This is a genomic window from Tabrizicola oligotrophica (assembly GCF_011008935.1).
GTDB lineage: Bacteria > Pseudomonadota > Alphaproteobacteria > Rhodobacterales > Rhodobacteraceae > Tabrizicola_A > Tabrizicola_A oligotrophica.
Window position 1 is genome coordinate 745,115 of record NZ_JAAIVJ010000001.1, and the last position, 24,862, is coordinate 769,976.

The following is a 24,862-nucleotide window of genomic DNA, read 5'->3' on the forward strand; positions in this document are numbered from 1 at the left end:
CCAATGACCACCATCGGAATCATCGGCCTTGGCACCATGGGCCTCGGCATCGCGCAGGTCTACGCCGCCGCCGGGTTCCCGGTAATCGCCACCGATGCCCATGAGCCTGCCCGCGCCACCGCCCGCACCCGCATGGCCGAGGCGCTGCAAGCCCGCATCACCGCCGGCAAACTCACCGAGGCCGCCCGTGATGCGACGCTGGCCAACCTGACCGTCGTGGAAAGCCTTGCCGCCTTCGCCCCCTGCGATCTGGTGATCGAGGCCATCGTCGAGAAGCTGGAGGCGAAACACAGCCTCTTTGCCACGCTGGAGTCCATCGTCCGTCCCAACTGCATCCTCGCCACCAACACCTCCTCAATCCCGGTGCGCGACATTGCCAAGGGCCTTTCCCACCCCGACCGCGTGCTGGCGCTGCATTTCTTCAACCCGCCGACCGCGATGAAGCTGGTGGAGCTGGCACCGCATGCCAGAACCTTGAGAAATCGCATCAGCTTCGCTCTGGAAATCTCTGAAAAAGCTGGAAAAACCGTCGTCGAATGCCCCGACCGTCCCGGCTTCATCGTCAACCGCTGCGCTCGGCCGTTCTACGGCGAAGCGCTGGCACTGCTGGCCGAAGGCCGCTCGGCCTCCGACATCGACGCCGCGATGCTGGCCGCCGGCTACCGGCTCGGCCCCCTGTCGCTGATCGACCTCATCGGCGCCGACATCAACCTTGCCGCGACTAAGGGCATGCACGCCGCCATGGGCAACCATCCGCGTTATCACGTCTTTGCCGCGCTGGCCGATCAGGTCGCCAAGGGCCATCTCGGGCGCAAATCCGGGCAGGGCTTTCTGCACCCCGCCCAGCCCGGCCCCTCCCCAGCCGATGCCGCCGCGATTGCCCTGCGCATTGAGGCCACGCTCATCAACGAGGCGCATTGGCTCCTCAGCGAAGGCGGTACAACCGCCGAGGGCATCGACACCGCCATGAAGCTTGGCCTCAACTTCCCCCGCGGCCCCTTCGAGGCGCTGGCGCTCCACGGCCGCGAGGCGGTGCTGGCCACCCTCGCCGCCTTGCAGGCCGCCGCCCCCGATGCTTTGAGACCCCGCTACACCCCAGCCCCCGGATTGATCTGATGTCTGACGCCTATTTCCTCTATCACTCCATCGGCATGTATCCCGGCAAGGACGCCGACCTCGCCCGCGCGCTGAGCGCCTTCGCGCAGGTCTGGGGCAAGCCCGATGACAGCCAGTGGGGCCATGTCCTGCCGCTGCGCGCCCGCTTCATCGACCGCTGGCGCGCCATCCTGAACGCCGCGCCGAACACGGTAACGACTTTCGAAAACGTCACCTCGGCCTTTCACAGCCTGCTCCTGTCGCTGCCTGCCGGCCATTTGCAGGGCAAAACGGTTCTGGTCGGCGCCGATTGCTTTCCCTCGAACCATTTCCTCCTGAACGGCATGGCGGCGCGTCACGGCTTCACCCTGAAGACCGTCCCCTTCCGCCAGGGCGCCGCCCATGTCGAGGACGAGGATTTCCTTGACGCCTGGACGCCCGATGTCGGCCTCGCGCTCCTCACCTGGGTCTCCTCCACCACCTCGCACCGCATCAACCTGCCGGCGATGGTGGCCCATGGCCGCCGCATGGGCAGCCTGATCGGGGTGGATGTCACCCAAGGCGTCGGCCTCATCCCCTTCGACGTCCACGCGCCGGAGGTCGATTTCGCCGTCACCACCTCGCTCAAATGGATGTGCGGCACGCCCGGCGCCGGCATCCTTTACGCCTCGCCCCGCCTGACGCCGCATCTGACCCCGGAGCTGCGCGGCTGGTTCAGCCAGGAAAACCCCTTCAACTGGGACATCACGAACTTCACCTATGCCCCCGACATCCGCCGCTTCGACAATGGCACGCCCTCGTGCCTGTCGGCGCTGGCCAGCCTGCCGGCGATGGACTGGCACGCAGGTCAGGACCACGGCGCGATCCTCGCCCATAACCGCCACCTGACGGCGCAGCTTTTCACCCTGGCCGATGATCTTGCCCTGCCCCCGCTCACGCCGCGCGCCGAGGGCAAACGCGGCGGCTCGGTCATGCTGCGCCTGCCCGAGAGCCACCCGGCCGGCGCTGTGGTGGCCGCCCTGCGCGCGCAAGGCATCACCAGCGACAACCGCAGCCAGACCCTGCGCCTGTCTCCCGGCATCATCACCAGCGAAGCGGGCGTCTCGCGGCTGCACAGGGCGCTGGCGCAGATCCTGCGCGGCTGAGCCTTTCATACTGGCCCAAATATCCATGCAACGCCGGCCGCGCTCACCCCCGCCGGTGGGTCGCGGCCACGCGGGCGATCTCCTCATAGACGCCGGACAGCAGGTTCAGCGTCCGCCCCGCCTCGGCCAGCCGCTGGGCAAAGCCCGGCATGTCGGCGATCTCGGCGAGCAGCAGCTTGCGCCGCAAGACCGCGTAATCGTCGGTGACCCGGCGCCCCTCTTCGGTGCAGTCATAGGTCACGCCCGACCGCCCCGCGCCCTGCCGCAGGATCAGCCCGGCGCCCAGAAGCTTGCGCAGCGAATACTGGATGTTCGGCACGTCGTCGCGGTTCATCAGCCGGGCGATTTCCTTCAAGGATTTCGGCCGGTCGTTCATCCGGATGATGTGCAGCATGGCGTTTTCCGGCCCGGTCGCCGCCAGATCGCAGACGCTGGCAAGGCATTCCGACTGCCAGCGCCCGAATCCCTCGAAGGCCCGCATCAGCGCGAATTCCAGCTCGGTCGTGTCGACCTCGGCCGCTGACTGCGCAAGGTGCCAGCGCCGGTCCAAAGCGGCATCTCCGGTATTTGTTTGAGTTTGAACGATTTTCTTCGCCATGCACCGCCCCATTCGTCAAAGGCCAACCTGCCTTGGGAAAACCGTTGACGCAAAGGGTTTTTAAGATAGACTTTCAATCATAAAATAAAACCAAACCTCCAACAGACAGGGAACCGACCATGACACAGAACCGGATGCTTTCCGGCGGCTTCAAGCTGGGCACCTTTTCGACGAACTGCTCGTCGGGGATGACCCCCACCCAGGCGAAAGAGCGCTGGGTGAACTCCTGGGACAACAACCTTGCGCTGGCCAAGCTGCTCGATGCGGCAGGGATCGACTTCATGCTGCCGATCGCGCGCTGGATCGGCTATGGCGGGCCGACCGACTTTCACGGCGGCGTGCTGGAGACGATGACCTGGGCGGCGGGGCTGCTGGCCGCGACCAAGGACATCTCGGTCTTCGCCACCATCCACACCTCCGCCAACCATCCGGTGGTGATCGCCAAGCAGATCGCCACCATCGACCAGATCGGCCGCGGCCGCGCCGGGCTGAACATCGTCGCCGGCTGGAACAAGCCGGAATACGAGGCGCTGGGGTTGAGCCTGCCCGATGACCATGAAACCCGCTATGGCTATGCGCAGGAATGGTATGACCTGATCCGCAAGATCTGGGCCTCGGACAGCCATTTCGACTGGAACGGGACCTATTTCAAGGGCATCAAGGGGCTGAAGGGCGATCCGGCGCCGCTGCGCGGCTCGGTTCCCGTCATCAATGCCGCAGGCTCGCCGCAGGGCCGCGAGTTCGCCACCGACAACGCCAATTTCCTGTTCACGCCCGCCATCGACCTTGGCCGCTCGAAAGAGGAAATCGCCGCGCTCAAGGCGCAGGCCAAGGCCAAGAATCGCGAGGTGGGCGTGCTGACCTTCTCCCATGTCGTCTGCCGCCCGACCGAGAAGGAGGCGCGCGAATATGTCCGCTACATCGTCGATGAAAACGCCGATTGGGAGGCCACCGACAACCTTATCCGCCTTCAACTGGCGCATGCGCTCTCGTTCCCCCATGATCTTCTGACCCAGATCCGCTTTGGCATGGCCCTCGGCCACGGCGGCTTTCCGTTGATCGGCACCCCCGATCAGGTGGCCGCGGGGCTGGTCGCGCTGCACGAGGCGGGTTTTGGCGGCACCACGCTCTCCTTCGTCGACTATGTGAAGGAATTCCCCTATTTCGCCGAAGAAGTTCTGCCGCGCCTGACCAAGGCCGGCATCCGCTAAGCGGCCCGGCGCGCAACAGGTTCACAGGAGACCACCATGACCGACCAGCCAGATGCCAAATCCTTTCGGGACGCCATGCGGGCCTTTGTCGGCAATTGCTCGGTGCTGACCGTCGGGGCATGCGATGAGGCCACCGGGCTGGTGGTCACCTCGGGCATCTCGCTTTCGGCGGACCCGGCGCTGATCCTCGCCTGCGTCAACCGCACCTCTTCCAGCTGGCCGCTGTTCTCCCCCGGGGCGGCCTTTGGCTGGTCCTCGCTCGGCGCCGCCCATCAGGGTGTCGCCGAGCGGTTTTCCGGCTTTGGCGGGGTGAAGGGCCCGGCGCGCTATGCGGGGGCCGACTGGGAAAGCGTCGCGGGGGCGCAGCTGCTGGTCGGGGCGCCCACGGCCTTTGCCTGCACCGTCGACGAAAAGATCGACCGCGCCACCCATTCCATCATCATCGGCCGCATCCATGCCATTCGCACGGCGCCCGAAACCGGCGCGCTGATCTACTGGAACGGCCAGTATCGCAGCCTGAGCTAAGCAGAGCGGCTGCGCCGCAAGCTTGCAAGCAAGGCTCTGGCCTGCGGCCAACCGCCTTGCGGCAGAGGGGGCCGTCGGAAGGGCCTGCTTCCGCCGGCCTACAGGAAACTGCGGATGGTGGCGATGGCGCCGTCGAGCGCCTTGCCCTCTTCGTCCTTGAGCGCCGCTTCGCGCAGGCGGGCAGCCCATTGCGGTGCGTCGTCGCGGTCTTTCACCAGCGCGATCGCTGTCAGCACCCGGTCGAACTTGGACAGCCCGCGGGCGTGGGTGTCGGAGTAGCCCTTGACCAGCCGCCGGCAGCGGATGACTTCGACGGCAAGGTCGTAGTTCTGCGGCAGGTAGCCCATGGCGGTCGCGAGCCAGCGGTCGAGATGCGCCTGTTCTTCGGCATGGCGCAGGGTTTTCAGCCGCCAGCCCTTCAGCCCGCCCAGAACATGCAGCATCAGAAAGCCGCGCAGGCTGTCGGTGCGCAGGCGGCGGCCCTTGTTGAACAGCCGGTCCACCAGCGCCATGCGATCGGTGTTGGCCGCCCAACGCGCGCCCATCTTCGCCGGCAGCAGCGAGACCAGCTCCTCGGCGCGCGGGTGCAGGAATTCGGTGACTTGCATCACGTTCCTGTCCTTGGCGCCCATCTCGCGGGAAATCCGCGCCATGCGGCCGGCGCGCGTCTTCTGGTCGGCGACGCGGATGATGTCGTCATAGGCCATGGCATTGGCGATGTATTTTGCCGCCTCGCGCGTCAGGTCAAAGGGCGCGCGGTCAGCGGCAAGCACGGTTTCGACGCGGGTCAGGTAGGCGCGGCCATAGGCAAGATCCTGAAACTCCACCACCTTCTTCAGCCCGGCCCCGGCCATGGCGGCGGCCTCGCCCGGCAGGCGGGCAGCGCGGGCTTCGAGCGCCTGCCAGTCGGCCATGAGCCTTGCCGGGCCTCTGGCCGTCCCCGGTTTGGGTTTCTCTGCGGCGGCCACCGGGGCCGCAGCCCCCTCCTGCGCCGCCTTGTAGCCGACGTCAAAGGCCCGCAGCGAGGGTTCCACCCCCTTGCCGCCGGCGCGGATCGCGGCCTCGAAGGCCGCGCGCGGGAAAGGCAGCGCTTCGGATCCTGCAAGGGCGCCGAAGAGGCTGGCGGAGATCACCGAGCCGGCCTTGAGCGCGAGCGCGTCGAAATCGGCGGCGATCAGGCGGCGGGCGGCGACCTCGGCGGCGGCCATCACCTCGGCGGAGGAGGCGATGCCGTCGCCCGGCACCATCTTTTCCGAAACCGCCAGCGCCCGGTGGGTGGAGGTGATGAGCGTGGTGCGGTCGGGGGTGACGAAGCCGCGCAGGATCGAGCGGCCGGCCTCCATCATCTCGGCCGTAATCATGATGTCGACATCGCCCGCAGCCGGCATCAGCGAGAAGATCGGCGTACCGGCGCCTGCTGGGGCCATCTCGACATAATAGACCGTCGCGCCAGTGCGCTGCGCCACCCCGGCGACGGAGGTTGCCTGCGCGGCATAGCCATTGGCGCGGGCAAGATCCTCGATCCAGCCGGTCAGGACGCCACCGCCCTGCCCGCCCACGGCCAAGAGCGCCAGCTTGATGATGCCGCCCATCTTCGGGTCTTGCGGGCGGGGGTCCAGGGCCTGATGCAGGGTCATTCGGCGGCTCCGTCAAGGAAGGTGGGGGCGAAGCTGAGACGGCGAGCGTCGCGGCGGGCTTGCAGCCAGCCGATGATCCGGGCGCGCAGGCTTGCCATGCGCTTTTCCCAGACGCTCGGGTTATGCACCACGTCGGCGCGGTAGAAGGAGGGGCAAAGGACGGCGGCATCGGCCACTTCGCCGCAATTGCCGCAGCCGACGCAGGACTGGTCGATGCTTGCCACCGGATCGTCGCGCAGGGGATCGTCCAGCCGCTTCAGCGACAGCGAGGGGCAGCCCGAGAGCCGGATGCAGGCGTGATCGCCGGTGCAGACCGCCTCATCAATGCCAAAGCGCGGCGCCTCGACCCGGCGGCCCTCCTTGATCGCCTTCTGCGCCAGCGGCTTTTCGCGGCGCTGCCGGTTCAGCATGCATTCCGAGGAGGCGACGATGACCTTCGGCCCCTTCTCGGGCGTGGTCAGCGCCTCGCGGATGGTGTCGCGCATCTTTGCCACATCATAGGTGCGGTCGATCTGGCGCACCCAGTCGATGCCGATGCCGTTCAGCGCCTTGGCAATCGGGTTCTTCGTGGCCTTGGTGGCATTGTCGGCGCGGCTTGACATCACGTCCTGCCCGCCGGTCGCCGCCGAATAGTAGTTGTCGACGATGATCGCCACGCCGTCGGATTTGTTGAAGGCCATGTTGGTGAAGGAGGAGGACAGGCCGTTGTGCCAGAACCCGCCGTCGCCGATGATCGCCACCGCCCGCTTGTCGCCGCCGCCGTCGAAGGCGCCGTTGGCGGCGGGGCCAAGACCGTAGCCCATGGTCGCGCCGCCGATTTCAAAGGGCGGCAGGCTGGCGAACAGGTGGCAGCCGATGTCGGCGGCGATCTGGTGCTTGCCAAGCTCCTTTTCCACCAGCTTCATCGCGGCGAAGATCGGCCGTTCCGGGCAGCCGGTGCAAAAGCCCGGCGGGCGGATCGGCACGGTTTTCGACAGGTCGGGGATTTCCGGGCGGTCGATGTTCGGCGCGCGCACGGCGGCGGGCAACAGGCTGGGCGCGGCGGTGCGCAGGAAGCTTTCCACCGCATCCAGCATGACCGCGCCGGTATATTCCCCGGCCATCGGGAAGATGTTCTTGCCATGCAGCTTAACGCCCGACCCGGCGCGGTAAAGGAAGCTGCCAAGCTGGGTTTCGATGAATTCGGGCTGCCCTTCCTCGACGACAAGGACATGGTCCTTGCCCTCGCAGAACTCCAGAAACTGCGAGGAAATCAGCGGGTAGGTGACGTTCAGCACATAAAGCGGCACTTCGGTGTTGCCGTAGATATCGGCAAGCCCAAGGCGCTGCAGGGCGCGGATCAGGCTGTTATACATGCCGCCCTGCACGATGATGCCAAAGCCGGCATCCTTCGGGCCGAAGAATTCGTTCAAGCCCCTGTCCTGAATGAATTTCTCCGCCGCCGGCCAGCGGTTCTTCACCTTGTCCTGCTCATGGGCATAGGACATCGGCGGCAGCACGACGCGGGCGAAATCGCTGCGCGGGGCGGCCAGTGCCTCGCGCACGGTCAGCTTGGGGCGCTGGTTGTCGCGGGTGGTGAAGCTGCCGGTGACATGGCAGGACCGGATGCGCACCATCAGCATGACGGGGGTGTTCGACGCCTCCGACAGGTCGAACCCGTCCGACACCATCTTCACGATCGACGGCAGGTTCGGGCGCGGATCGAGAAGCCACATCTGCGCCTTCATGGCGAAGGGGTGGCTGCGCTCCTGCATGATCGACGAGCCTTCGCCGTAATCCTCGCCGACGATCACCATCGCCCCGCCGGTCACGCCGGAGGACGACAGGTTCGCAAGCGCGTCCGAGGCGACGTTGACCCCGACCGGGCCCTTGAAGGTGACAGCACCGCGGATCGGGTAATGCACCGAAGCCGCCAGCATCGCCGCCGCCGCCGCCTCGTTGGCATTGGCCTCGAACCGCACGCCAAGTTCGCCCAGAAGCTCCTCGGCATCGGCCAGAACGTCCATCAGATGGCTGATCGGCGCCCCCTGATAGCCGCCGACATAGCCGACCCCGCTTTCCAGAAGCGCCTTGGTGATGGCAAGGATGCCCTCGCCGGTAAAGGTTTCCCCCGCGCCCAGTTTCAGATGTTCGACTTCGGCCTTGAAAGAGCGTTCTGCCATGGTTCAGATCTCGTGCTTGCGGATGTTGACCAGCATTTTCTGCAAGGTCGCGACAAAGGCCCGGCGCTCGTCCTCGGGGATGCCGCGGAACATCCGGGCCTGTGCTTCGGCCATATGCGGCCAAAGCTCCTCGAAGACCGCGCGGCCGGCCTCGGTGATATAGACCCGTACCGCGCGGCTGTCGGCGGCATCGGTTTCGCGGCGGATCAGGCCTTCGGTCTGCAACTGGTCAAGCGCGCGGGACAGGGTGGATTGCTCGACCACGGTATAGACCGCCAGTTCGCGGATCAGCGGTCCTTCCAGCACCGTCAGCACCGCCAGCGCGCGGGCCTTGGGCGTGGTCAGCCCCATCTCGGCCATCTCGTCGCGGAAGCCGGCGTTGTAGCGACCCATGATGCGGTTCATCAGGTAGGGCGCGAAGTTGGTCAGGCCAACCTCGCCCAGTTTCGGCGGGCGTTGCGGGCTGTCCGTCATGCCCCGAGCCTTTTCGCCGCGTTGAAGCCCGAGCCGCCGCCAAGGCCGGGGCCGGGGTGGGTGGAGGCGCCGATGTGAAGGAGGCCGCGCACCGCGCCGGTGCCATTCGTCGAATGGGCAAAGGGTCGCCAGAGGAAGAACTGGTCGATGCCGCAGTGCCCGCCATAGGGGTCGCCGCCGACAAGGTTCATGTTCATCGCCTCCAGATCGGCGGGTGAATAGGCGCGGCGGACGATCTTGATGGCGTCGAAATTGCGGATATGGCGGCGCAGGATCGCCTCCAGCCGGTCGGCAAAGGGCTCGCGCGCCGATGCCCAGTCGCGGGCGGTGATCTCGCCGGCCGCATCACCCTTGATGACGCGCGGCGCGTCGGGGATTTGCAGCCAGAGCACCGCCTTGCCCTCCGGGCAGCGCGAGGGGTCAAGGCGCGAGGGCTGGCCGACGCAGATCGTGGGCGTCTCAGGCAGCAGCCCGCGCTCGGCCTCATTGGCCGATTTCGACACCGCGTCGATGCCATCGGTCAGGTGGATCAGCGCCACGTCGCCCAAGCCGGCGGTCCGCCATTCGGGGGGCCGATCCAGTGCGAAATGCAGCTGGAAATCGCCGCGCCCGTGGCGGAAGGTCCGCGCCGCTTCGCGGTCCTCGGGCAGGGTGACGCCCTGCAACAACCGCCCGTAAAGCTGCCCCGGCGCGACCGAGGCGAGGACGGATTTCGACGAAATCCGCTCCCCTCCTGCCAGACGCACGCCGGTTACCCGGCCGTTCTGCACGGTGATTTCCTCGACATCCGCGCCGATGCGCAAGCTGCCGCCCTTTTCCGCGATCAGCGCCGCAAAGGCCCGCACCGCCGCGCCCGCCCCGCCCTTGACCACCGGCGCCCCGGCCGCCTCGAGCGCAAAGGCGATGACCTTGCCCATCTGCGCCGAATAGGTGCTTTCCGGCGTCAGCCCGCAATGCAAGACCCAAGGCGCCCAGAGCGCCTGTACCAAGGGGCTTTGGTAATTTGCTTCAAGCCAGCCCCGCGCCGGCGCCAAAGCGCTGCCCATCCAGGCCGCAAGGCCCCTGAGTCCACGCTTGCGCACCTGCCCGAACAGCAGTTTCGCCGTTCCCCATGACCAGAGATTGCCGCCGAGCAGTGCGAACAGGAAAGGCGCATCGGCCGCAATCGCGCCCACGTCGGCGGCGTGCCGGTCGCCGTCTCCGGCGGCCAAGGCGTTGAACGCGGCGACGTTCCGGCCCTGATCCATGCTCAGCACCAGGGACGAGCCATCGGGGCGCAGCACTGCCGTCGGCTGGCCCGCATGGCAATACTCAAAGCCATGCCGCGCCAGATGCGGGCCAAGCGCCGCCCCGGCGGGCGAGGTCATGAACAGCACGAAGGTCGCCGCCATCACATCATGGTGGAACCCCGGCAGGGTGATGTCCTCGGTGCGCATGCAGCCGCCAAGGCTGGCCTCGCGCTCCAGCACCAGCACGCGGTCGCCTTTCAGCGCCAACATCGCCGCCGCGACAAGCCCGTTGATGCCGGACCCGATGATGATGTGGTCAAAACCCATGTTTGCCCCATTCAAGACAAAGGAAACCAAGGGGATGGGCGCAATCCCGCCCACCCCGCGCTTGCCGCCATAAGGCCGCCGTCAGCCGCGCGGCACCAGCGCCAGCGCCCGGATCGGCGAGCCGGTGCCGTTCTTGATCTTCAGGGGCGCGGCAATCAGGATCGCACCCTTGGCCGGCAGCTTGTCGAGATTGGCAAGGCTGGCGAGGCCATAGCAGTTGTGCTTGTGCAGCAGGTTATGCGCCGGGAAGGGCGGGGTCATCCCGCCCGCCTGCCCCGCATCGGTGCCGATGCACTGGCTGCCCCAGCCGACGATGCCCTTGGACAAGAGGTATTCGATCACCTCGGCGGTTGGGCCGGGGGTATGCGGGCCGGTCTCGTTGGCATTGAGGAACAGCGCCTCGTCATGCGCGCGGCTGTCCCAGTCCGACCGCAGCACCACCCATTCGCCAGCCTTGATCGCGCCATGCTTGGCCTCCCAAGCCTTCACATGGTCGATGGTCAGCAGGAAATCGGGATTCGCGCCGCATTCGGCGCTGAAATCCAGCACGTTGACCGGCGCGACCAGCCGCTGCACCGGCAGGCTGTCGGTGTAGCCGTCAGCATAGTCCTTGCCGGTGATCCAGTGGTGCGGCGCGTCGAAATGCGTGCCGGAATGCTCGCCCACCTTCAGCCAGTTCCAGGCCCAGAACGGACCGTCCTGATCATATTCCGAAATGCGGTGAATCTCGATCGCCGGGGTGTCCTTGGCGAAATCCGGCGGCAGTTTCAGCAGCGGCGTCTCCGGCCCCAGAACGCCCGAGCAATCCACCACCTCAACCCCGCCCGAAGCCAGCAGTCCGGCAAGGCTCGCCAGCACATTTGCAGAAGTCATCGTCATCTCCCTGTTGGTGGGGCCTGTCTCCACCCCTCTCGATTCACTCTAGACAGATTTAAATGCATTTGCAAATATCTCTGCAACAACGGGGTGAAGATTCCATGCCGGATACCTTCGATGCGGTCCTGATCGGTGCGGGCCACAACACACTGGCCTGTGCGTTGCAGCTTGCCCGCAAGGGCTGGCGGGTCGGGGTATTCGAACAGGCCGCGGTGGCCGGCGGTGCGGTCAAGACTGGCGAATATACCCTGCCGGGCTTTCGCCATGACTGGGCGGCGATGAACCTGTCGCTGTTCGCCGGAAGCCCGTTCTGCAAGGAAAATGCCGAGGAACTGGGCCAGCATGGCGTGGAATTCGTGCCGGTGTCGCGCCCCTTTGCCTCGGCCTTTCCCGATGGCCGCTGGTGCGGCGTCAGCATCGACGCCGACGAAACCCGGGCGCGAATCGCAGGCTTCGCGCCCGAGGATGCCGAAACCTGGCAGCGGCTGAGCGCGGCCTTCGCCAATGAGGCGCCGCATCTTTTCGGCCTTCTCGGCAGCGCAATGCGGATTCGTGCGCTTGCATATTTTGTGTTCAAAATACTCCGCGCCAAGGGCCTTGGCTGCACGCTCGACATGGCGCGCTTCCTGATGCAATCGCCGCGGCAATGGCTGGACCAGAGCTTTGTTTCGCCCGAGGTCAAGGCGATGCTCGGCGCCTGGGGCATGCATCTGGATTTCGCCCCGGATGTCGCGGGCGGCGCGCTGTTTCCCTATCTTGAGGGCATGGCGGGACAGGCCTTTGGCATGGCGCTGGGGCGCGGCGGGGCGGATACGATCATCCGCGCGATGGTGGCGGCGATCAGGGCGCGCGGCGGCGTGGTCGAGGTAAATGCCCCGGTGGCGCGCATCCTGCAGGACGGCCGGCGGGCCAGCGGCATCGAACTGGTGGGTGGCCGCCGCATCCTGGCCAGCCGCGCGGTGATCGCCGGCGTCGCCCCGCGCGCCCTGCCCCGCCTGACCGGCGGCATCACCCCAGAATTTGACCGGGCGATGACCGGCTTCACCCATGCCCCCGGCACGATGATGATTCATCTGGCGATGGACGGCCTGCCCGACTGGGCGGCGGGAGCAGAACTGCAATCCTTCGCCTATGTCCATCTCGCCCCCAGCCTTGACCAGATGGCCCGCACCTATCAGCAGGCGCAGGCCGGGCTTCTGCCCGATGAGCCGATCCTTGTCGTCGGCCAGCCGACCTCGTTCGATCCTTCCCGCGCGCCCGAGGGCAAGCATGTGCTCTGGCTGCAGGTGCGCATGGTGCCGGGGACCATCCGCGGCGATGCCAAGGGCGAGATTGCCGCGACCGACTGGGACGCGGCGGCCGGGCCGATGGCCGAACGTGCGCTCGACATTCTGGAGCGCTACGCCCCCGGCACGCGGGCGAAGATCCTTGGCCGCCGCGTGGTCACCCCGCGCGACCTTGAGGCCGACAACCCCAACCTCGTCGGCGGCGATCAGGTCTGCGGCAGCCACCATCTGGCGCAGCATTTCCTCTTCCGCCCGGTGCGCGGCCATGCCGATGGCTCGACCCCCTTGCAGAACCTGCACCTGACCGGGGCGGGCGTCTGGCCCGGCGCCGGCACCGGCGCGGGGCCGGGAACCCTTTTGGCCAGAAGACTGGCCAGATAACTGAAAAACAACAAGAAAACCATGAACTTCAACCAACAGGAAACACCATGAACCTTTCACGCCGTTCCCTTTTGCAGCTCTCGGCTGCGACCGTGGCCGCAGGAGCCTTTGGCCTGCCGGCCCGCGCCCAAGCCATCGACGAGCTGGTCATCGCCTATAACGTCAACCTGCCGGCCTGGGACCCGACTGTCGGCCCCTCGGCAGTGAACCCGACCCTTCAGGGCATCTACCAGTCGGTGTTTGACCAGTACATCCTGCAACAACCCGACCTGAAACCGGCGCCGGGCCTGTTGACCGAATGGGGCTGGAACGAGGACAAGACCCAGGTCTGGATGACAGTGCGCGAGGGCGTCACCTGGCACGACGGCAGCCCCTTCACCGCCGAGGATGTGGCCTGGAGCCTGGCCCGCGTCGCCAAGCCGGAAACCGGCAGCCCGATCCAGTTCGTCTGGGGCACGCTGGCAAACCACCGCGTCGAGGGCAACAAGGTGATCGCCGATGTCGCGCAGTTCGACCCGACGATCTTCAAATGGATGTATTTCCTGACCGGCTACGTCCTGCCGAAAGCCTATTACGAAAAGGTCGGTGCCGAAGGCTTCGAGGCGGCGCCCGTCGGCACCGGCCCCTATATGGTCGAGAAGTTCGAGCGCAACGCCTTTGTCCGGCTGAAGGCCAACGCGAATTACTGGGGCGGCAAGCCCGAATTCGACACTGTGACCATCAAGTTCGTTACCGACAGCGCCGCACGGGTGGCCGAAGTGGAATCGGGCAATGCCCATGTCACGCTGGAAGTGCCTTATGAGGAATACGACCGGCTGAAGGCCAGCCTGACCGGCACCGCCGCGCCGATCTCGGACATCGGGATGATCTTCCTCAACGACATCGAGGTGATGAGCGATCCGAACGTCCGCAAGGCCGCGGTTCACGCCATTGACAAGCAGGCGATCATCGACCGCCTGCTGGGCGGCTATGGCGTGAAGATCGACACGCTGGAAACCCCGCAATACGACGCCTTCGACGCCTCGATCTCCGTGCCCTATGACGAGGCCAAGGCGATCGAGCTTCTGGCCGCCTCGGGCTTTGGTCCCGACAATCCGGTGAAGTTCAAGATCCAGACCACCAAGGGCTTCAAGCCCAAGGATTACGAGATGATTCAGGCCATTGTGGGCCTGTGGCGCAAGGTGGGGATCGAGGCTGAAATCGAGATCTACGAGATTGCCAAGCATTACGAATTGCGCGGCGCCGACACGCTGGCGCCGGCGGCCTTCTACAACTGGGGCAACTCGGTGGGCGATCCGACCACCTCGACCGGCTTTGCGATGTTCGGCCCCTCGCCGCATTCGGTCTGGGATGGCGAGGACCTTACGGCGATGATCGGCCCGCTTTGGGGCGAGAAGGACGAGGCCAAGCGGATCGAGGGCTGGAAGGCGGTCGACAGATACATCGCCGAGAACGCGCTGGTCATTCCGCTGCTGCAATATGTCCAGCCGATCCTGTCGGCGCCGGGCGTGGTGGTGACGCCGCATGCCTCAGGCGCGCTCTTGCCGCATCTGATGAAGCGGGCCTGAGCCTGAACCCGTCGTTCCTGCTGAGACCCCGGGGGTTTCACACCCCCGGACCCCCGTGGGATATTTCAGCCACATTGAAGGCACCGGGCAGGTCTGGCTTTGGCCGGACCACTCCGGGCCGGTACAGGCAAGTCTCTGAAGATGCAGCTATTCCGCGCGTTTCTCTTGCGCCTTGCGACGACAGCCGTGACCCTGATCGGGGTGGCGGTGATCGTGTTCGTCGTCATCCGGGTGGTGCCCGGCAACCCGATCGCCATGATGCTGCCGCCCGGCGCGACCGAGGCCGACATTGCGCGACTGACGGCACAGTATGGCCTTGATAAATCCATTCCCGCGCAGTTCCTGATCTGGTGTCAGGGGGTGGTGCAGGGGGATTTCGGCACCTCGATCACCTCGAACCAGCCGGTATTGCGGCTTGTGCTGGGGCGGCTTCCGGCGACGCTGGAATTGTCGATCATGGCTTTGGTCATCGCGGTTGTCATCGGTGGGGCAATTGCCCTGACCGGCACGCGCAACCGGGGCACCAAGGTGGAGGCCGCGCTGGACGTGGGCAATGGCATGGCGCTGTCGGTGCCGGATTTCCTCTGGGGGCTGGTGCTGATCCTCATCTTCGGCGTGCTCTGGCCGGTGTTCCACATCTCGGGTCGGGTGACACCCAGTCTGGAGCTGCCCTTCACCACCGATTTCTATCTTTTCGAAAGCGTGCTGCGCCTGCGCTTCGATCTCTGGGCCGATATCGTCAGCCACATGTTCATGCCGGCGCTGGCGCTGGCGATCCCCCTGGCGGCGATCATCGGGCAACTTCTGAAACAGAGCCTGAAGGAAACCATGCATCTCGATTACGTCACGCTGGCGCGCACCAAGGGCTATGGCGAGAACCACGTCATCACCCGCGAGGCGCTGCCGAATGCCATCCTGCCGACGCTGACGCTGGTCGGGGTGCAGTTCACCTTCCTGATTGGCGGCACCGTCATCATCGAGCGGCTGTTTTCCTATGAGGGGCTGGGCAACATGGCGATTGATGCGGTCATCAACCGCGACCTGCCGCTCATTCAGGGCATCGTGATCCTGTTTGCCGCGATCTTCACCGCGGTGAACCTGATCGTCGACCTCTCCTATGCCCTGCTCAATCCGAGGCTGCGCCATGGCCAGTAATTCCGGGACTGACGGACGATCGCAAATCCGCCGCCGGGTGGGGCTGAAGCTCTGGCTCTCGGCGGGATGGCTGGGGGTGCTGGTGCTGGCGGCCCTGCTGGCGCCCTGGATCGCCCCGCAAGACCCCTTGGCGCAGGATCTGTTTCTGGGCCGCTTGCCGCCGGTCTGGCAGCAGGGCGCCGAGCCGGGGTTCTGGCTGGGCACCGACTCGCTCGGCCGCGATGTGCTGAGCCGCATCCTTTACGGCGCGCGGCTGGCGCTGATCGTGGCACTGGTGGCCGGAAGCCTGACCTGCCTGATCGGGGCAAGCCTTGGCCTGATGGCGGGGTTCCTGCGCGGCTGGGTCGATGTGGTCATCAGCCGCGCCATCGACATCTGGATGGCCTTCCCGCCGGTGTTGTTCTCGATCCTCCTCATCGCGGTCATGGGGCCGGGGCTGGTGTCGATCATCCTGGCCATTGTCGTCATCGACTGGACGCGCTTTGCCCGCGTGGTGCGGGCCGAGGCGATGGCGCAGGGCGCGATGGATTATGTCGCCTCGGCGCAGGTGGCGGGCCGGGGGCGGGTCTCGACCATGCTGACCGAAATCCTGCCCAATGTGTTGCCGACCATCGTCGTCCTCCTGACGCTGGAGATGGGCATCGCGGTGATCGTCGAGGCGATCCTGTCTTTCGTGAACCTGTCGATTTCCACCGACGATCCGACCTGGGGCGGCATGATTGCCGAGGGGCGGACCTCGATCCATCAGGCCTGGTGGGTGCTGATCTTCCCGCTCGTCACGCTGTTCCTGACCGTCCTGTCGTTTTCCCAACTTGGCGAAGGGTTGAAAGACCGCTTCGATCCGGTGCTGCGATGAGCTTTCTGAAGATCACCGGCCTGTCGGCGCGGCTGAAAGGCACGGCGTTTCCCATCCTGCGCGATGTGTCGCTGGAGGTGGCGGCGGGCGAGGTGCATGGGCTGGTCGGCGAAAGCGGCGCCGGCAAGTCGATGATCGGCAAGGCGGTGCTGGGCATCCTGCCCGCCTCGGTCGAGATCACCAGAGGCGCGATCGAGCTGGACGGGATGGACCTTCTGTCCCTGCCCCCGGCCGAACGCCGCCGCCGGATCGGCGCGACGGCGGCGCTCATTCCGCAAGACCCTCTGACCGCGCTCAACCCCTCGCGCCGGATCGGGCCGCAGGTCACCGACCGGCTGGTTGACATTCTGGGCTGGCCGCGCGCCAGGGCCGAGACGCGGGCGCGGGAATTGCTGGCCGAAGTGCATATCCCCGACCCCGAGCGGGTGATGCGATCTTATCCGCACGAGTTGTCGGGCGGCATGCGCCAGCGCATCCTGATCGCCAGCGCCTTTGCCGCCGAGCCGAAGCTGATCGTGGCGGACGAGCCGACGACGGCGCTGGATGTGACGGTGCAGAAGCAGATCCTGAAGCTGATCGCCGAGATGCAGGCCCGGCACGGCACGGCGCTGTTGTTCGTGACGCATGACCTTGGGGTGGTGAGCAAGGTCTGCCAGTCGCTCTCGGTGCTTTATGGCGGCAAAGTGATGGAGGCGACCACGGTGCGCGACTTTTTCCGGCAGCCGGCGCATGGCTATTCCCGCGCGCTTCTGGCGGCGACGCCGAAATACACCGATCCGGCCGCAAGCCTGACCCCCGTCCCCGATGCGGTCATCGCTGCCGTGCAGGCCGAGATCGCCGCCCATGACCGGAGCCTGCGCCATGGCTGACCTTTACAGCGTCGAAAACCTGCACCTGTCCCTGCCGGACCTGACGAAGAAGCCCCTGCTGGGCAGCGCGCCGCGGATCGAGATCCTGAAGGATGTCAGCTTTGCCCTGCCCAAGGGCGAGATTCTGGGCATCGTCGGCGGCTCCGGTTCGGGCAAATCCACGCTGGGCCGGGCCATGGTGCGGCTTCTGGAGCCGACCGGCGGCAAGGTGCTGTTTGGCGGGCAGGACATCACCCATCTGGACGAGGCGGCGCTGCGCCCGCTGCGGCGACGCTTCCAGATGATCTTTCAGGATCCGATGAGCAGTCTGAACCCGCGCCACCGCGTCGGGCAGATCATCGCCGCGCCCTTGGCCCTGCACGGCTTTGCCGATGTGCCGGCGCGGGTAACGGAGGCGCTGGACCATGTCGGCCTGCCCCGGCATTTCGCCGCCCGCTACCCGCATGAGCTGTCGGGCGGGCAGCGGCAGCGGGTGGGTATTGCGCGGGCCATCGCGCTGCGGCCCGAGTTCATTCTGGCCGACGAGATCGTCTCGGGGCTGGATGTGTCGTCTCAGGCGCAGGTGTTGAACCTTCTGGAAGGGCTGGTAAAGGAACTGGGCCTGACGCTGGCGTTCATCAGCCATGACCTCAGCGTGATCCGGCGCCTCTGCAGCCGGGTCTTGGTGCTTTATCGCGGCGCGATCGTCGAGAATGCCGCCACCGCCGACCTGTTCGCTGCCCCGAAGGCCGCCTATACCCGCGAGCTTCTGGACGCGATCCCGCTGCCCGACCCCGATCAGCTCTGGGCCTGAACATGGCTTCTTGACCACGGGGTCAGCTTTCGCGCAGCCTGCGGCGAAGGGGGGCGCGACATGCTGAAGGGAATCGATCACCGGCTGAATGCCGACCTGCTGCAGGCGCTGCGCGCCATGGGCCATGGCGACATGCTGATGCTGACCGATGTGAACTTCCCCGGCGCGGCACTGGCGCCCCATACGGTTGCCGGCCGCTTGCTGACCATGGAGAACCTGACCGCCGCCGAGGCGGCCCGTGCCATCCTGTCGGTCCTGCCGCTGGATACCTTCGTGCACGATTTCGCCGCCCGCATGGAGGTGGTGGGCGATCCGGCCGCCATCCCCCCGGTTCAGGCCGAGGTGCAGGCCGAGATCGACCGCGCCGAGGGTCGCCCGCGGCCGATGACGGCGATCGACCGTTTTGCCTATTACGATCTGGCCAAACAGGCCTTTGTCCTCGTCCAGACCGGAGAACGCCGGCTTTACGGCTGCTTCATGTTCCGCAAGGGCGTCATCATGCCGACGGAATGACCCCATGAAATATATCGTAAATCTCGGCATCTTCGTCGCCGACGCCGCCTTCCGCGCCGCCCGCCTGCCGAAGATGGGCGAAACCATCCTTGGCAATGGCTTTGCGCTGGGGCCGGGGGGCAAGGGCTCGAACCAGTCGGTCGCTTCGGCCATGGCCGGGGGAGAGGTGCATTTCATCACCCGGCTGGGCGACGATGATTTCGCCGCCATGGCGCGCGGGGTCTGGGCGCGCGCCGGCGTCACGCCCGAAGTGACGGTGGACCGCGACAGCTTTACCGGCGCGGCGATGATCTTTCTCGAAGACGCCACCGGCAACAATGCCATCATCGTCACGCCCGGCGCGGCAAATCGCATCACTCCGGCCGATGTCGAAGCGCGGGCCGGCCTGATCGAAAGGGCGGCACTCTTCATGACCCAGCTTGAGCAGCCGATCCCCGCCGCCCGCCGCGGCCTTGAAATCGCCCGCGCCGCCGGTGTGACCACCATCCTCAACCCCGCCCCCGCCGCCGCCCTGCCCGATGACATGCTCGCACTCTGCGACTACCTGACGCCCAACGAATCCGAAGCCGAGGCGCTGACCGGCCTGCCCGTCACCACAATCGCCGAGGCAAGGGCCGCCGCCGAGGCGCTCCGCGCCAAGGGAGTCGGGGCGGTGGTCATCACCCTTGGCGACAAGGGCGCGCTTTACCATGACGGCAGGGTGACGCTGCACAGCCCGGTGCTGTCCGCCGGCAAGGTGGTGGACACCACCGGCGCGGGCGACGCCTTCAACGGCGGCTTCGCGGTGGCCTTGGCCGAAGGCCAGGCCATTGAACAGGCGCTGCGTTTCGCCTCTGCCACGGCGGGCATTTCGGTGACGCGTCCGGGAACCGCCGGCGCGATGCCGTCACGGGCCGAGATCGAGGCGCTGTTGTAGGGCGGCTTGGGAAAACAGGCCTAGCAGCGCCCGCCGCACCCCAGCGCTCATGGCCCGGCAAGCCAGTGCCAAAGCACCAAGGCCGCCCCCAGCCAGACCGCCATGACCAGAACCAGCCCGACCTTGCTTGACGGCTTCTTGCCCTCACGCGCCATCCACTGACGGGCCTGCTCCCGGCAGTCCGCAAGCACCGGCGCGGGCAATGTCCTGAGGGTCAGGTAGATCAGTCCGGGCAGCAGGATGAGGTCGTCGAGATAGCCAAGCACCGGAATGAAATCCGGGATCAGGTCGACGGGGCTCAGGGCATAGGCGACCACGACCGCGCCCAAGGCCCTTGAATACCACGGAACACCCGGATGCTGTGCGGCGAACCACAGCGTCACGCCATCGCGTTTGACCGCCTTGGCCCAGCTTTTCAGAGGATCGATCAGCGACAAGACCCAGCGCCTTTCTGCACATCGCGCCCGCCTAGCCGGCCGCGATCACCGCCGACAGTTCCGCGACCTTCAGCGCCACCAGCGCCGCGTCGCCCTTGGCCTCCACGTTCAGCCGCAGCAGCGGCTCGGTGTTCGACGACCGCAGGTTGAACCGCCAGGCCCCCATGTCAAAGCTGTGGCCGTCGAGGTGGTCGACATCCTCGGCCTGCGCGCCATAGCTGTAGGCGATCTTGCCGATGATCTTCTTCGCATCGGCCACCTTGAAATTCACCTCGCCCGAGGACGGAAACGCCGCCCGCCGCGCCGCCAGCAGCGACGACAGGCCTTGCCCGCTGCGTCCCATCAACTCGGCCACCAGAAGCCAGGGGATCATGCCGGAATCGCAACACATGAAATCGCGGAAATAGTGATGCGCCGACATCTCGCCGCCATAGACCGCGCCGTGGTCGCGCATCGCCGCCTTGAGATAGGCATGGCCCGTCGGTGCCATCACCGCCCGCCCCCCGGCGCGGGCCACGATGTCCTGGGTGTTCCAGATCACGCGGGGGTCATGCACGATCACCGCCCCCGGCTCCTTGGCCAGAAACACCTCGGCCAAAAGCCCCACGACATATTCGCCCGCGACGAAGGCTCCGGTCTCATCGAAGAGGAAACAGCGGTCGAAATCGCCGTCCCAGGCGACGCCCAGATCGGCCCCATGGGCGCGCACCGCATCGGCCGTCACCGGCTGGTTCTCCGGCAACAAGGGGTTCGGGATGCCGTTCGGAAAGGCGCCGTCCGGGGCATGGTGCATGCGGATGAACTCCAGCGGCGCCCCTGCGGCGGCCAGAGCCTCGGCCAGCGCATCGAAGCTCGGCCCCGCCGCGCCATTGCCGGCATTGACCACGATCTTCAACGGCCGCAGCGCCGCCACATCGACAAAGGACATCAGCCGCGCCACATAGGCCGCCCGCGGGTCAATCGGCGTCGGGCGACCCTCCCGCGCCGCGCCGAAGACCCCCGCCACGGCCCGCGCCTTCACCGCCTGAAACACCTCCGGCGACAACGGCCGCGCCCCGGCACCGACCAGCTTCATGCCGTTGTAATCCATCGGATTGTGGCTGGCCGTCACCTCGATGCCGGCATCGGCGCCAAGATGGTCGGTGGCGAAATACATCTCCTCGGTGCCGCAGAGGCCCAGCGCCAGCACCTCACAGCCCGCCGCCATCAGCCCCTCGGCCACCGCCGCCGCCAGCTCCGCAGAGGACGCGCGCGGATCGTGGCCCAAGACCACCCGGCCTGCCCCCAGCTCCTCGGCAAAGGCCCGCGCGATGGTGCGGGCCACGGCGGGGTTCAACTCCTCGCCCAGCCGCCCGCGAATGTCATAGGCCTTGAAACACCGCATCGCGCCCCCTTCCCGCAAACCCCGGCCATCTAGGCGCGGGCGCAAAGGCTTTGCAAGCCCGCCCCCACGGCCTATAAGGCCCGCAAGCCAGAGGGAGACGCCATGCGCAGCGCCGAGATCACCCGCAAGACCAACGAGACCGCGATCGAAGTCGCGGTGAACCTCGACGGCACCGGCAAGTCCGACTGCCACACCGGCGTCGGGTTCTTCGACCACATGCTCGACCAGCTGGCGCGGCATTCGCTGATCGACATCACGCTGCGCGCAACGGGCGATCTGCACATCGACGACCACCACACCGTGGAAGATTGCGGCATCGCGCTCGGTCAGGCACTGACCCGCGCGCTTGGCGACAAGAAAGGCATCCGCCGCTACGGCCATTTCCGGCTGGCGATGGACGACACGCAGGTCGCCTGCGCGCTCGATCTGTCGGCGCGGCCCTTCCTCGTCTGGAACCTGCCCTTCCCGACGCCGAAGATCGGCAGCTTCGACACCGAACTGGTGCGCGAGTTCTTTCAGGCGCTGGCCACCCATGGCGGTATCACTTGCCATGTCGACCTGATCCACGGCTTCAACAGCCACCACATCGCCGAAGCCGCCTTCAAGGCGGTCGCCCGGTCGCTGCGCGAGGCGGTGGAGCCCGATCCACGCATGGCCGGCGTGCTGCCCTCGACCAAGGGTGCGCTTTAAGCCCTTTCATCTGTTCCTAAATATCCCCGCCGGAGGCTCCCACAGCCCCGGCCGCGACAAGGGTTCCGAAATGCTCACCGTCCTCGTCGATTATGACAGCGGCAACCTGCACTCCGCCGAAAAGGCCTTCCAGCGCATGGCGGCCGAGACCGGCGCCGGCGAGATCCTCGTCACCTCGCGCCCCGAGGATGTGGCGCGGGCCGACCGGATCGTGCTGCCGGGCGATGGTGCCTTCCCCGCCTGCCGCAAGGCGCTTGGCGCCTATGGCGGACTGTTCGAGGCGATCTCCGAGGCCGTCACCATCCGCGCCCGGCCCTTTCTTGGCATCTGCGTCGGCATGCAGATGATGGCATCCTGGGGCCGCGAATATCAGGACACCGCCGGCTTTGACTGGATCGGCGGCGAGGTGGTGAAGATCACCCCGGCCGATCCTGCGCTGAAAGTGCCGCACATGGGCTGGAACGATCTGGTGATCGACCATCCTCACCCGGTGCTGACCGGAGTGCAGACCGGCGATCACGCCTATTTCGTGCATTCCTACCATTTCCGGGTGGCAAACCCCGCCCATCGCCTCGCCCATTGCGACTATGCCGGCGACATCACCGCGATCATCGGGCGCGACACCATGGTCGGCACCCAGTTCCACCCGGAAAAATCGCAGGCCCTCGGGCTGCGGCTGATCGGCAATTTCCTGCAATGGGCGCCCTGAGCGATCTGCAACCGATCCTTGACCGGATCGGCGCGGAAATGGCCGAAGCCCCCGACCGGGGCCGGGTGGCCGATTACATTCCCGAACTGGCGCATGTCTCGGACCGGCAGTTTGCCATGGCGGTCTGCCTGCCCGACGGGCAATGCCTGACCTCCGGCGCCGCCGATACCGGCTTTTCCATCCAGTCGATCAGCAAGGTCTTTACCCTTGCCATCGCCCTTGGCCGGCTGGGCGACCAGCTCTGGACCCGCGTCGGGCGCGAGCCCTCGGGCCTGTCGTTCAACTCGGTGGTGCAGCTCGAAACCGAAAACGGCATTCCGCGCAATCCCTTCATCAATGCCGGCGCGCTTGTGGTCACCGATGCCATCCTCACCGGCCGCACCCCGCGCGAGGTGCTGGGCGAAGTCTTGCGCTTTCTGCGCGAAGCGGCGTCGGACGATGACATCCACATCAACAAGGCGGTGGCCGCTTCGGAACAGGCCCATGGCCACCGCAATCTGGCGCTGGCGCATTTCATGGCAGCCCATGGCAACCTTGTGAACCCGCCCGCCCTGACTTGCGGCACCTATTTCCACCAATGCGCCATCGAGATGACCGCCCGCCAGCTGGCCATGGCCGGGCGCTTCCTGATGGGGGCGCCGGGGGCCGCGCGGCTGGTGTCGCCCGCCCGGGTGCGGCGGATCAATGCGCTGATGCTGACCTGCGGCCATTATGACGGCTCGGGCGAATTCGCCTACCGGGTCGGCCTGCCCGGCAAGTCCGGGGTGGGCGGCGGCATTCTGGCCATCGCGCCGGGCCGCGCTTCGATCGCGGTCTGGTCGCCGGGGCTGAACGAGCAAGGCAATTCGCAGCTTGGCACGCTGGCCATCGAGCGGCTGGCCCGCGCCACCGGCTGGTCGGTATTCGGCTAGCCCTGCCCGCCGCCACAGCGCTTGCAGGCGCGGTATCCCGCCGCCTCGGCGCCTGCGCGGCTGTCGAAGATCCGCAGGTTCTGCCGCAAGGGCGTCCGCGCCGGGCAGCCGGGCCGGCAATGAATGCCGGTCGTCGCCACGCCATATACCAGCGCCGCCTTATCCGCCCGCGCCGCGAAGGCAAGCCATTCCTCGTCGGTGGCAGCCCTGCCGCCCTTCAACCGCGCCATTTCGCAAGCCTCCCGTCCATCGCCACCAGCCCCGCCAGAATCAGCCCCAGCCCCGCCAGATGCCGCGGCAGCACCGGCTCACCCAGCACCAGAACCCCGAGCCCGATGGCCGAGGCCGGAATCAGGAAGGTGACCAGCGACAGCATCACCGCCCCGGCGCGGGCCAGCAGCCGGAAATACAGGATATAGGCCAGCGCCGTCGACATGAGCGCCAACCCCGCCACCGCCAGCAGCGGCCGCGTCGGCGGCACCGGCAGGCTCCAGGGCCGGTCGACCGCCAGCCAGACCGGCAACAGCATCAGCGCCGCCGAGACCAGCATGCCGAAGGCCACCTGCAAGGGCGCCAGTCCCATCGGTTTGAACCGCCGCCCCCAGACCCCGGCAAAGCCATAGGACAGCGCCGCACCGAGGCAGGCGGCAATCGCCCAGAGCCCGCCGCCTGCCCCGCCGCCGGCAATCACCAGAACCCCGGCAAAGCCCAAGGCCAGCCCCAGCGCCTTGGCCTTGGTCAGGCGCTCGTCGGTGGTAAAGACATGGGCCACGATCACCGTCCAGAGCGGTGTGGTGGCGTTCAGGATCGAGGCCAGCCCGCCGGTGATCTCGCCCTGCGCCAGCACCAAAAGCGTGAAGGGCACCACGTTGTTCAGCGCCCCCATCACGACGAGCGCCGCCCAGACCCGCCGCCCCTTCGGCAGACCACCACCGGAGACCGCCAGCCACAGCGCCAAGAGCCCTGCCGCGCCCGCCACCCGCAGCCAGACGATGCTGAGCACCGCCAGCCCCTCCAGCGCCAGTTCCACGAAAAGAAACGACCCGCCCCACAGGATGGAGAGGATCGTCAGGGTCATCCAGTTCGTCGCGCTCATGCCGGCCTCCGCTTCGGCC

The 24,862-nt window shown here is 66.7% G+C and carries 25 protein-coding genes; 15 read left to right on the plus strand and 10 right to left on the minus strand.

Going from position 1 to position 24,862, the window contains the following annotated elements; translation table 11 throughout:
• Positions 1 to 3: 3 nt before the first annotated feature.
• Both G4Z14_RS03615 and G4Z14_RS03620 read left to right on the plus strand, forming a co-directional pair.
• Positions 4 to 1,116, plus strand: a complete 1,113-nt coding sequence (locus G4Z14_RS03615) for a 3-hydroxyacyl-CoA dehydrogenase (protein ID WP_164623370.1) — start codon at positions 4 to 6, stop codon at positions 1,114 to 1,116.
• Positions 1,116 to 2,240, plus strand: coding sequence for an aminotransferase class V-fold PLP-dependent enzyme (locus G4Z14_RS03620; RefSeq protein ID WP_164623371.1), 1,125 nt, complete (start codon positions 1,116 to 1,118; stop codon positions 2,238 to 2,240). Before G4Z14_RS03615 ends, G4Z14_RS03620 begins: the two co-directional genes overlap by 1 nt.
• 43 nt (positions 2,241 to 2,283) lie before the next feature.
• Here G4Z14_RS03620 and G4Z14_RS03625 read toward each other — a convergent pair whose 3' ends face one another.
• Positions 2,284 to 2,838, minus strand: a complete 555-nt coding sequence (locus G4Z14_RS03625) for a winged helix DNA-binding protein (protein ID WP_164623372.1) — start codon at positions 2,836 to 2,838, stop codon at positions 2,284 to 2,286.
• A 119-nt stretch (positions 2,839 to 2,957) separates the two neighbouring features.
• Between G4Z14_RS03625 and G4Z14_RS03630 the strand changes: the two genes are divergently transcribed.
• Together G4Z14_RS03630 and G4Z14_RS03635 are read left to right on the plus strand one after the other, a co-directional pair.
• Positions 2,958 to 4,049 (plus strand): LLM class flavin-dependent oxidoreductase, encoded by a 1,092-nt coding sequence (locus tag G4Z14_RS03630; protein WP_164623373.1) that lies wholly within the window; start codon positions 2,958 to 2,960, stop codon positions 4,047 to 4,049.
• Positions 4,050 to 4,085: 36 nt separating this feature from the next.
• Positions 4,086 to 4,574, plus strand: coding sequence for a flavin reductase family protein (locus G4Z14_RS03635; protein WP_164623374.1), 489 nt, complete (start codon positions 4,086 to 4,088; stop codon positions 4,572 to 4,574).
• A gap of 98 nt (positions 4,575 to 4,672) precedes the next feature.
• Here the strand turns inward: G4Z14_RS03635 and G4Z14_RS03640 are convergent, their stop codons facing one another.
• From G4Z14_RS03640 to G4Z14_RS03660, 5 genes are all read right to left on the minus strand, one after another.
• A complete protein-coding gene (locus G4Z14_RS03640) occupies positions 4,673 to 6,211 on the minus strand; it encodes an indolepyruvate oxidoreductase subunit beta family protein (protein WP_164623375.1) in 1,539 nt (512 codons plus the stop codon).
• Complete coding sequence (locus G4Z14_RS03645; protein ID WP_164623376.1) at positions 6,208 to 8,373, minus strand: thiamine pyrophosphate-dependent enzyme; 2,166 nt, start codon at positions 8,371 to 8,373, stop codon at positions 6,208 to 6,210. The genes G4Z14_RS03640 and G4Z14_RS03645 overlap by 4 nt, the downstream gene beginning before the upstream one ends.
• Positions 8,374 to 8,376: 3 nt before the next feature.
• A complete protein-coding gene (locus G4Z14_RS03650; protein WP_164623377.1) occupies positions 8,377 to 8,847 on the minus strand; it encodes a MarR family winged helix-turn-helix transcriptional regulator in 471 nt (156 codons plus the stop codon).
• Entirely contained in the window at positions 8,844 to 10,403 is a 1,560-nt protein-coding gene (locus tag G4Z14_RS03655; protein WP_164623378.1) for a phytoene desaturase family protein, read from the minus strand. Before G4Z14_RS03655 ends, G4Z14_RS03650 begins: the two co-directional genes overlap by 4 nt.
• Positions 10,404 to 10,484: 81 nt before the next feature.
• On the minus strand, positions 10,485 to 11,276 hold the full coding sequence (locus G4Z14_RS03660; protein ID WP_164623379.1) for a cyclase family protein: 792 nt from the start codon (positions 11,274 to 11,276) through the stop codon (positions 10,485 to 10,487).
• A gap of 104 nt (positions 11,277 to 11,380) precedes the next feature.
• On the opposite strand from G4Z14_RS03660, the gene G4Z14_RS03665 reads away from it, so the two are divergent.
• The 8 genes from G4Z14_RS03665 (at position 11,381) to G4Z14_RS03700 (ending at position 19,616) form a co-directional block, all read left to right on the plus strand.
• On the plus strand, positions 11,381 to 12,946 hold the full coding sequence (locus G4Z14_RS03665) for a phytoene desaturase family protein (RefSeq protein ID WP_164623380.1): 1,566 nt from the start codon (positions 11,381 to 11,383) through the stop codon (positions 12,944 to 12,946).
• A gap of 47 nt (positions 12,947 to 12,993) precedes the next feature.
• Positions 12,994 to 14,514, plus strand: a complete 1,521-nt coding sequence (locus tag G4Z14_RS03670) for an ABC transporter substrate-binding protein (RefSeq protein WP_164623381.1) — start codon at positions 12,994 to 12,996, stop codon at positions 14,512 to 14,514.
• A gap of 141 nt (positions 14,515 to 14,655) precedes the next feature.
• A complete protein-coding gene (locus tag G4Z14_RS03675; protein ID WP_164623382.1) occupies positions 14,656 to 15,669 on the plus strand; it encodes an ABC transporter permease in 1,014 nt (337 codons plus the stop codon).
• Positions 15,659 to 16,525, plus strand: coding sequence for an ABC transporter permease (locus G4Z14_RS03680; protein WP_164623383.1), 867 nt, complete (start codon positions 15,659 to 15,661; stop codon positions 16,523 to 16,525). Before G4Z14_RS03675 ends, G4Z14_RS03680 begins: the two co-directional genes overlap by 11 nt.
• Positions 16,522 to 17,394 carry an ABC transporter ATP-binding protein gene (locus G4Z14_RS03685; RefSeq protein WP_164623384.1) on the plus strand — a complete coding sequence of 291 codons (873 nt, stop codon included), beginning with the start codon at positions 16,522 to 16,524 and terminating at the stop codon, positions 17,392 to 17,394. Before G4Z14_RS03680 ends, G4Z14_RS03685 begins: the two co-directional genes overlap by 4 nt.
• Complete coding sequence (locus tag G4Z14_RS03690; protein WP_164623385.1) at positions 17,387 to 18,187, plus strand: ATP-binding cassette domain-containing protein; 801 nt, start codon at positions 17,387 to 17,389, stop codon at positions 18,185 to 18,187. The genes G4Z14_RS03685 and G4Z14_RS03690 overlap by 8 nt, the downstream gene beginning before the upstream one ends.
• Before the next feature lie 60 nt (positions 18,188 to 18,247).
• A complete protein-coding gene (locus G4Z14_RS03695; protein WP_164623386.1) occupies positions 18,248 to 18,700 on the plus strand; it encodes an RbsD/FucU family protein in 453 nt (150 codons plus the stop codon).
• A gap of 4 nt (positions 18,701 to 18,704) precedes the next feature.
• A complete protein-coding gene (locus G4Z14_RS03700; protein ID WP_164623387.1) occupies positions 18,705 to 19,616 on the plus strand; it encodes a ribokinase in 912 nt (303 codons plus the stop codon).
• Positions 19,617 to 19,663: 47 nt separating this feature from the next.
• Here G4Z14_RS03700 and G4Z14_RS03705 read toward each other — a convergent pair whose 3' ends face one another.
• The gene (locus G4Z14_RS03705; RefSeq protein WP_164623388.1) at positions 19,664 to 20,053 is read right to left on the minus strand and encodes a YkvA family protein; all 390 of its coding nucleotides are present in this window, start codon (positions 20,051 to 20,053) and stop codon (positions 19,664 to 19,666) included.
• A 31-nt stretch (positions 20,054 to 20,084) separates the two neighbouring features.
• The gene (locus G4Z14_RS03710) at positions 20,085 to 21,437 is read right to left on the minus strand and encodes a phosphohexomutase domain-containing protein (protein ID WP_164623389.1); all 1,353 of its coding nucleotides are present in this window, start codon (positions 21,435 to 21,437) and stop codon (positions 20,085 to 20,087) included.
• Positions 21,438 to 21,539: 102 nt separating this feature from the next.
• Between G4Z14_RS03710 and hisB the strand changes: the two genes are divergently transcribed.
• From hisB to G4Z14_RS03725, 3 genes are all read left to right on the plus strand, one after another.
• Complete coding sequence (hisB, locus tag G4Z14_RS03715; RefSeq protein ID WP_164623390.1) at positions 21,540 to 22,127, plus strand: imidazoleglycerol-phosphate dehydratase HisB; 588 nt, start codon at positions 21,540 to 21,542, stop codon at positions 22,125 to 22,127.
• Between the two features lie 70 nt (positions 22,128 to 22,197).
• Positions 22,198 to 22,836: an imidazole glycerol phosphate synthase subunit HisH gene (hisH, locus tag G4Z14_RS03720; protein WP_164623391.1), complete on the plus strand. Its 639-nt coding sequence runs from the start codon at positions 22,198 to 22,200 to the stop codon at positions 22,834 to 22,836.
• On the plus strand, positions 22,824 to 23,747 hold the full coding sequence (locus G4Z14_RS03725; protein ID WP_164623392.1) for a glutaminase: 924 nt from the start codon (positions 22,824 to 22,826) through the stop codon (positions 23,745 to 23,747). Before hisH ends, G4Z14_RS03725 begins: the two co-directional genes overlap by 13 nt.
• Here the strand turns inward: G4Z14_RS03725 and G4Z14_RS03730 are convergent.
• Together G4Z14_RS03730 and G4Z14_RS03735 are read right to left on the minus strand one after the other, a co-directional pair.
• Positions 23,744 to 23,977: an Ada metal-binding domain-containing protein gene (locus G4Z14_RS03730; RefSeq protein WP_164623393.1), complete on the minus strand. Its 234-nt coding sequence runs from the start codon at positions 23,975 to 23,977 to the stop codon at positions 23,744 to 23,746. The two genes, G4Z14_RS03725 and G4Z14_RS03730, sit on opposite strands and share 4 nt — an antisense overlap.
• Positions 23,965 to 24,843 carry a DMT family transporter gene (locus G4Z14_RS03735; RefSeq protein WP_164623394.1) on the minus strand — a complete coding sequence of 293 codons (879 nt, stop codon included), beginning with the start codon at positions 24,841 to 24,843 and terminating at the stop codon, positions 23,965 to 23,967. The genes G4Z14_RS03730 and G4Z14_RS03735 overlap by 13 nt, the downstream gene beginning before the upstream one ends.
• Positions 24,844 to 24,862: the final 19 nt, after the last annotated feature.

Bases quoted from the DNA above. Each gene is read 5' to 3' on its own strand.
- G4Z14_RS03650 (WP_164623377.1), bottom strand. From the start codon at position 8,847: ATGACGGACAGCCCGCAACGCCCGCCGAAACTGGGCGAGGTTGGCCTG.
- G4Z14_RS03635 (WP_164623374.1), top strand. From the start codon at position 4,086: ATGACCGACCAGCCAGATGCCAAATCCTTTCGGGACGCCATGCGGGCC.
- G4Z14_RS03640 (WP_164623375.1), bottom strand. From the start codon at position 6,211: ATGACCCTGCATCAGGCCCTGGACCCCCGCCCGCAAGACCCGAAGATG.
- G4Z14_RS03620 (WP_164623371.1), top strand. From the start codon at position 1,116: ATGTCTGACGCCTATTTCCTCTATCACTCCATCGGCATGTATCCCGGC.
- G4Z14_RS03665 (WP_164623380.1), top strand. From the start codon at position 11,381: ATGCCGGATACCTTCGATGCGGTCCTGATCGGTGCGGGCCACAACACA.
- G4Z14_RS03685 (WP_164623384.1), top strand. From the start codon at position 16,522: ATGAGCTTTCTGAAGATCACCGGCCTGTCGGCGCGGCTGAAAGGCACG.
- G4Z14_RS03710 (WP_164623389.1), bottom strand. From the start codon at position 21,437: ATGCGGTGTTTCAAGGCCTATGACATTCGCGGGCGGCTGGGCGAGGAG.
- G4Z14_RS03700 (WP_164623387.1), top strand. From the start codon at position 18,705: ATGAAATATATCGTAAATCTCGGCATCTTCGTCGCCGACGCCGCCTTC.
- G4Z14_RS03670 (WP_164623381.1), top strand. From the start codon at position 12,994: ATGAACCTTTCACGCCGTTCCCTTTTGCAGCTCTCGGCTGCGACCGTG.
- G4Z14_RS03660 (WP_164623379.1), bottom strand. From the start codon at position 11,276: ATGACTTCTGCAAATGTGCTGGCGAGCCTTGCCGGACTGCTGGCTTCG.
- hisH (WP_164623391.1), top strand. From the start codon at position 22,198: ATGCTCACCGTCCTCGTCGATTATGACAGCGGCAACCTGCACTCCGCC.
- G4Z14_RS03655 (WP_164623378.1), bottom strand. From the start codon at position 10,403: ATGGGTTTTGACCACATCATCATCGGGTCCGGCATCAACGGGCTTGTC.
- G4Z14_RS03675 (WP_164623382.1), top strand. From the start codon at position 14,656: ATGCAGCTATTCCGCGCGTTTCTCTTGCGCCTTGCGACGACAGCCGTG.
- G4Z14_RS03735 (WP_164623394.1), bottom strand. From the start codon at position 24,843: ATGAGCGCGACGAACTGGATGACCCTGACGATCCTCTCCATCCTGTGG.
- G4Z14_RS03690 (WP_164623385.1), top strand. From the start codon at position 17,387: ATGGCTGACCTTTACAGCGTCGAAAACCTGCACCTGTCCCTGCCGGAC.
- G4Z14_RS03725 (WP_164623392.1), top strand. From the start codon at position 22,824: ATGGGCGCCCTGAGCGATCTGCAACCGATCCTTGACCGGATCGGCGCG.
- G4Z14_RS03625 (WP_164623372.1), bottom strand. From the start codon at position 2,838: ATGGCGAAGAAAATCGTTCAAACTCAAACAAATACCGGAGATGCCGCT.
- G4Z14_RS03680 (WP_164623383.1), top strand. From the start codon at position 15,659: ATGGCCAGTAATTCCGGGACTGACGGACGATCGCAAATCCGCCGCCGG.
- G4Z14_RS03630 (WP_164623373.1), top strand. From the start codon at position 2,958: ATGACACAGAACCGGATGCTTTCCGGCGGCTTCAAGCTGGGCACCTTT.
- hisB (WP_164623390.1), top strand. From the start codon at position 21,540: ATGCGCAGCGCCGAGATCACCCGCAAGACCAACGAGACCGCGATCGAA.
- G4Z14_RS03730 (WP_164623393.1), bottom strand. From the start codon at position 23,977: ATGGCGCGGTTGAAGGGCGGCAGGGCTGCCACCGACGAGGAATGGCTT.
- G4Z14_RS03645 (WP_164623376.1), bottom strand. From the start codon at position 8,373: ATGGCAGAACGCTCTTTCAAGGCCGAAGTCGAACATCTGAAACTGGGC.
- G4Z14_RS03695 (WP_164623386.1), top strand. From the start codon at position 18,248: ATGCTGAAGGGAATCGATCACCGGCTGAATGCCGACCTGCTGCAGGCG.
- G4Z14_RS03615 (WP_164623370.1), top strand. From the start codon at position 4: ATGACCACCATCGGAATCATCGGCCTTGGCACCATGGGCCTCGGCATC.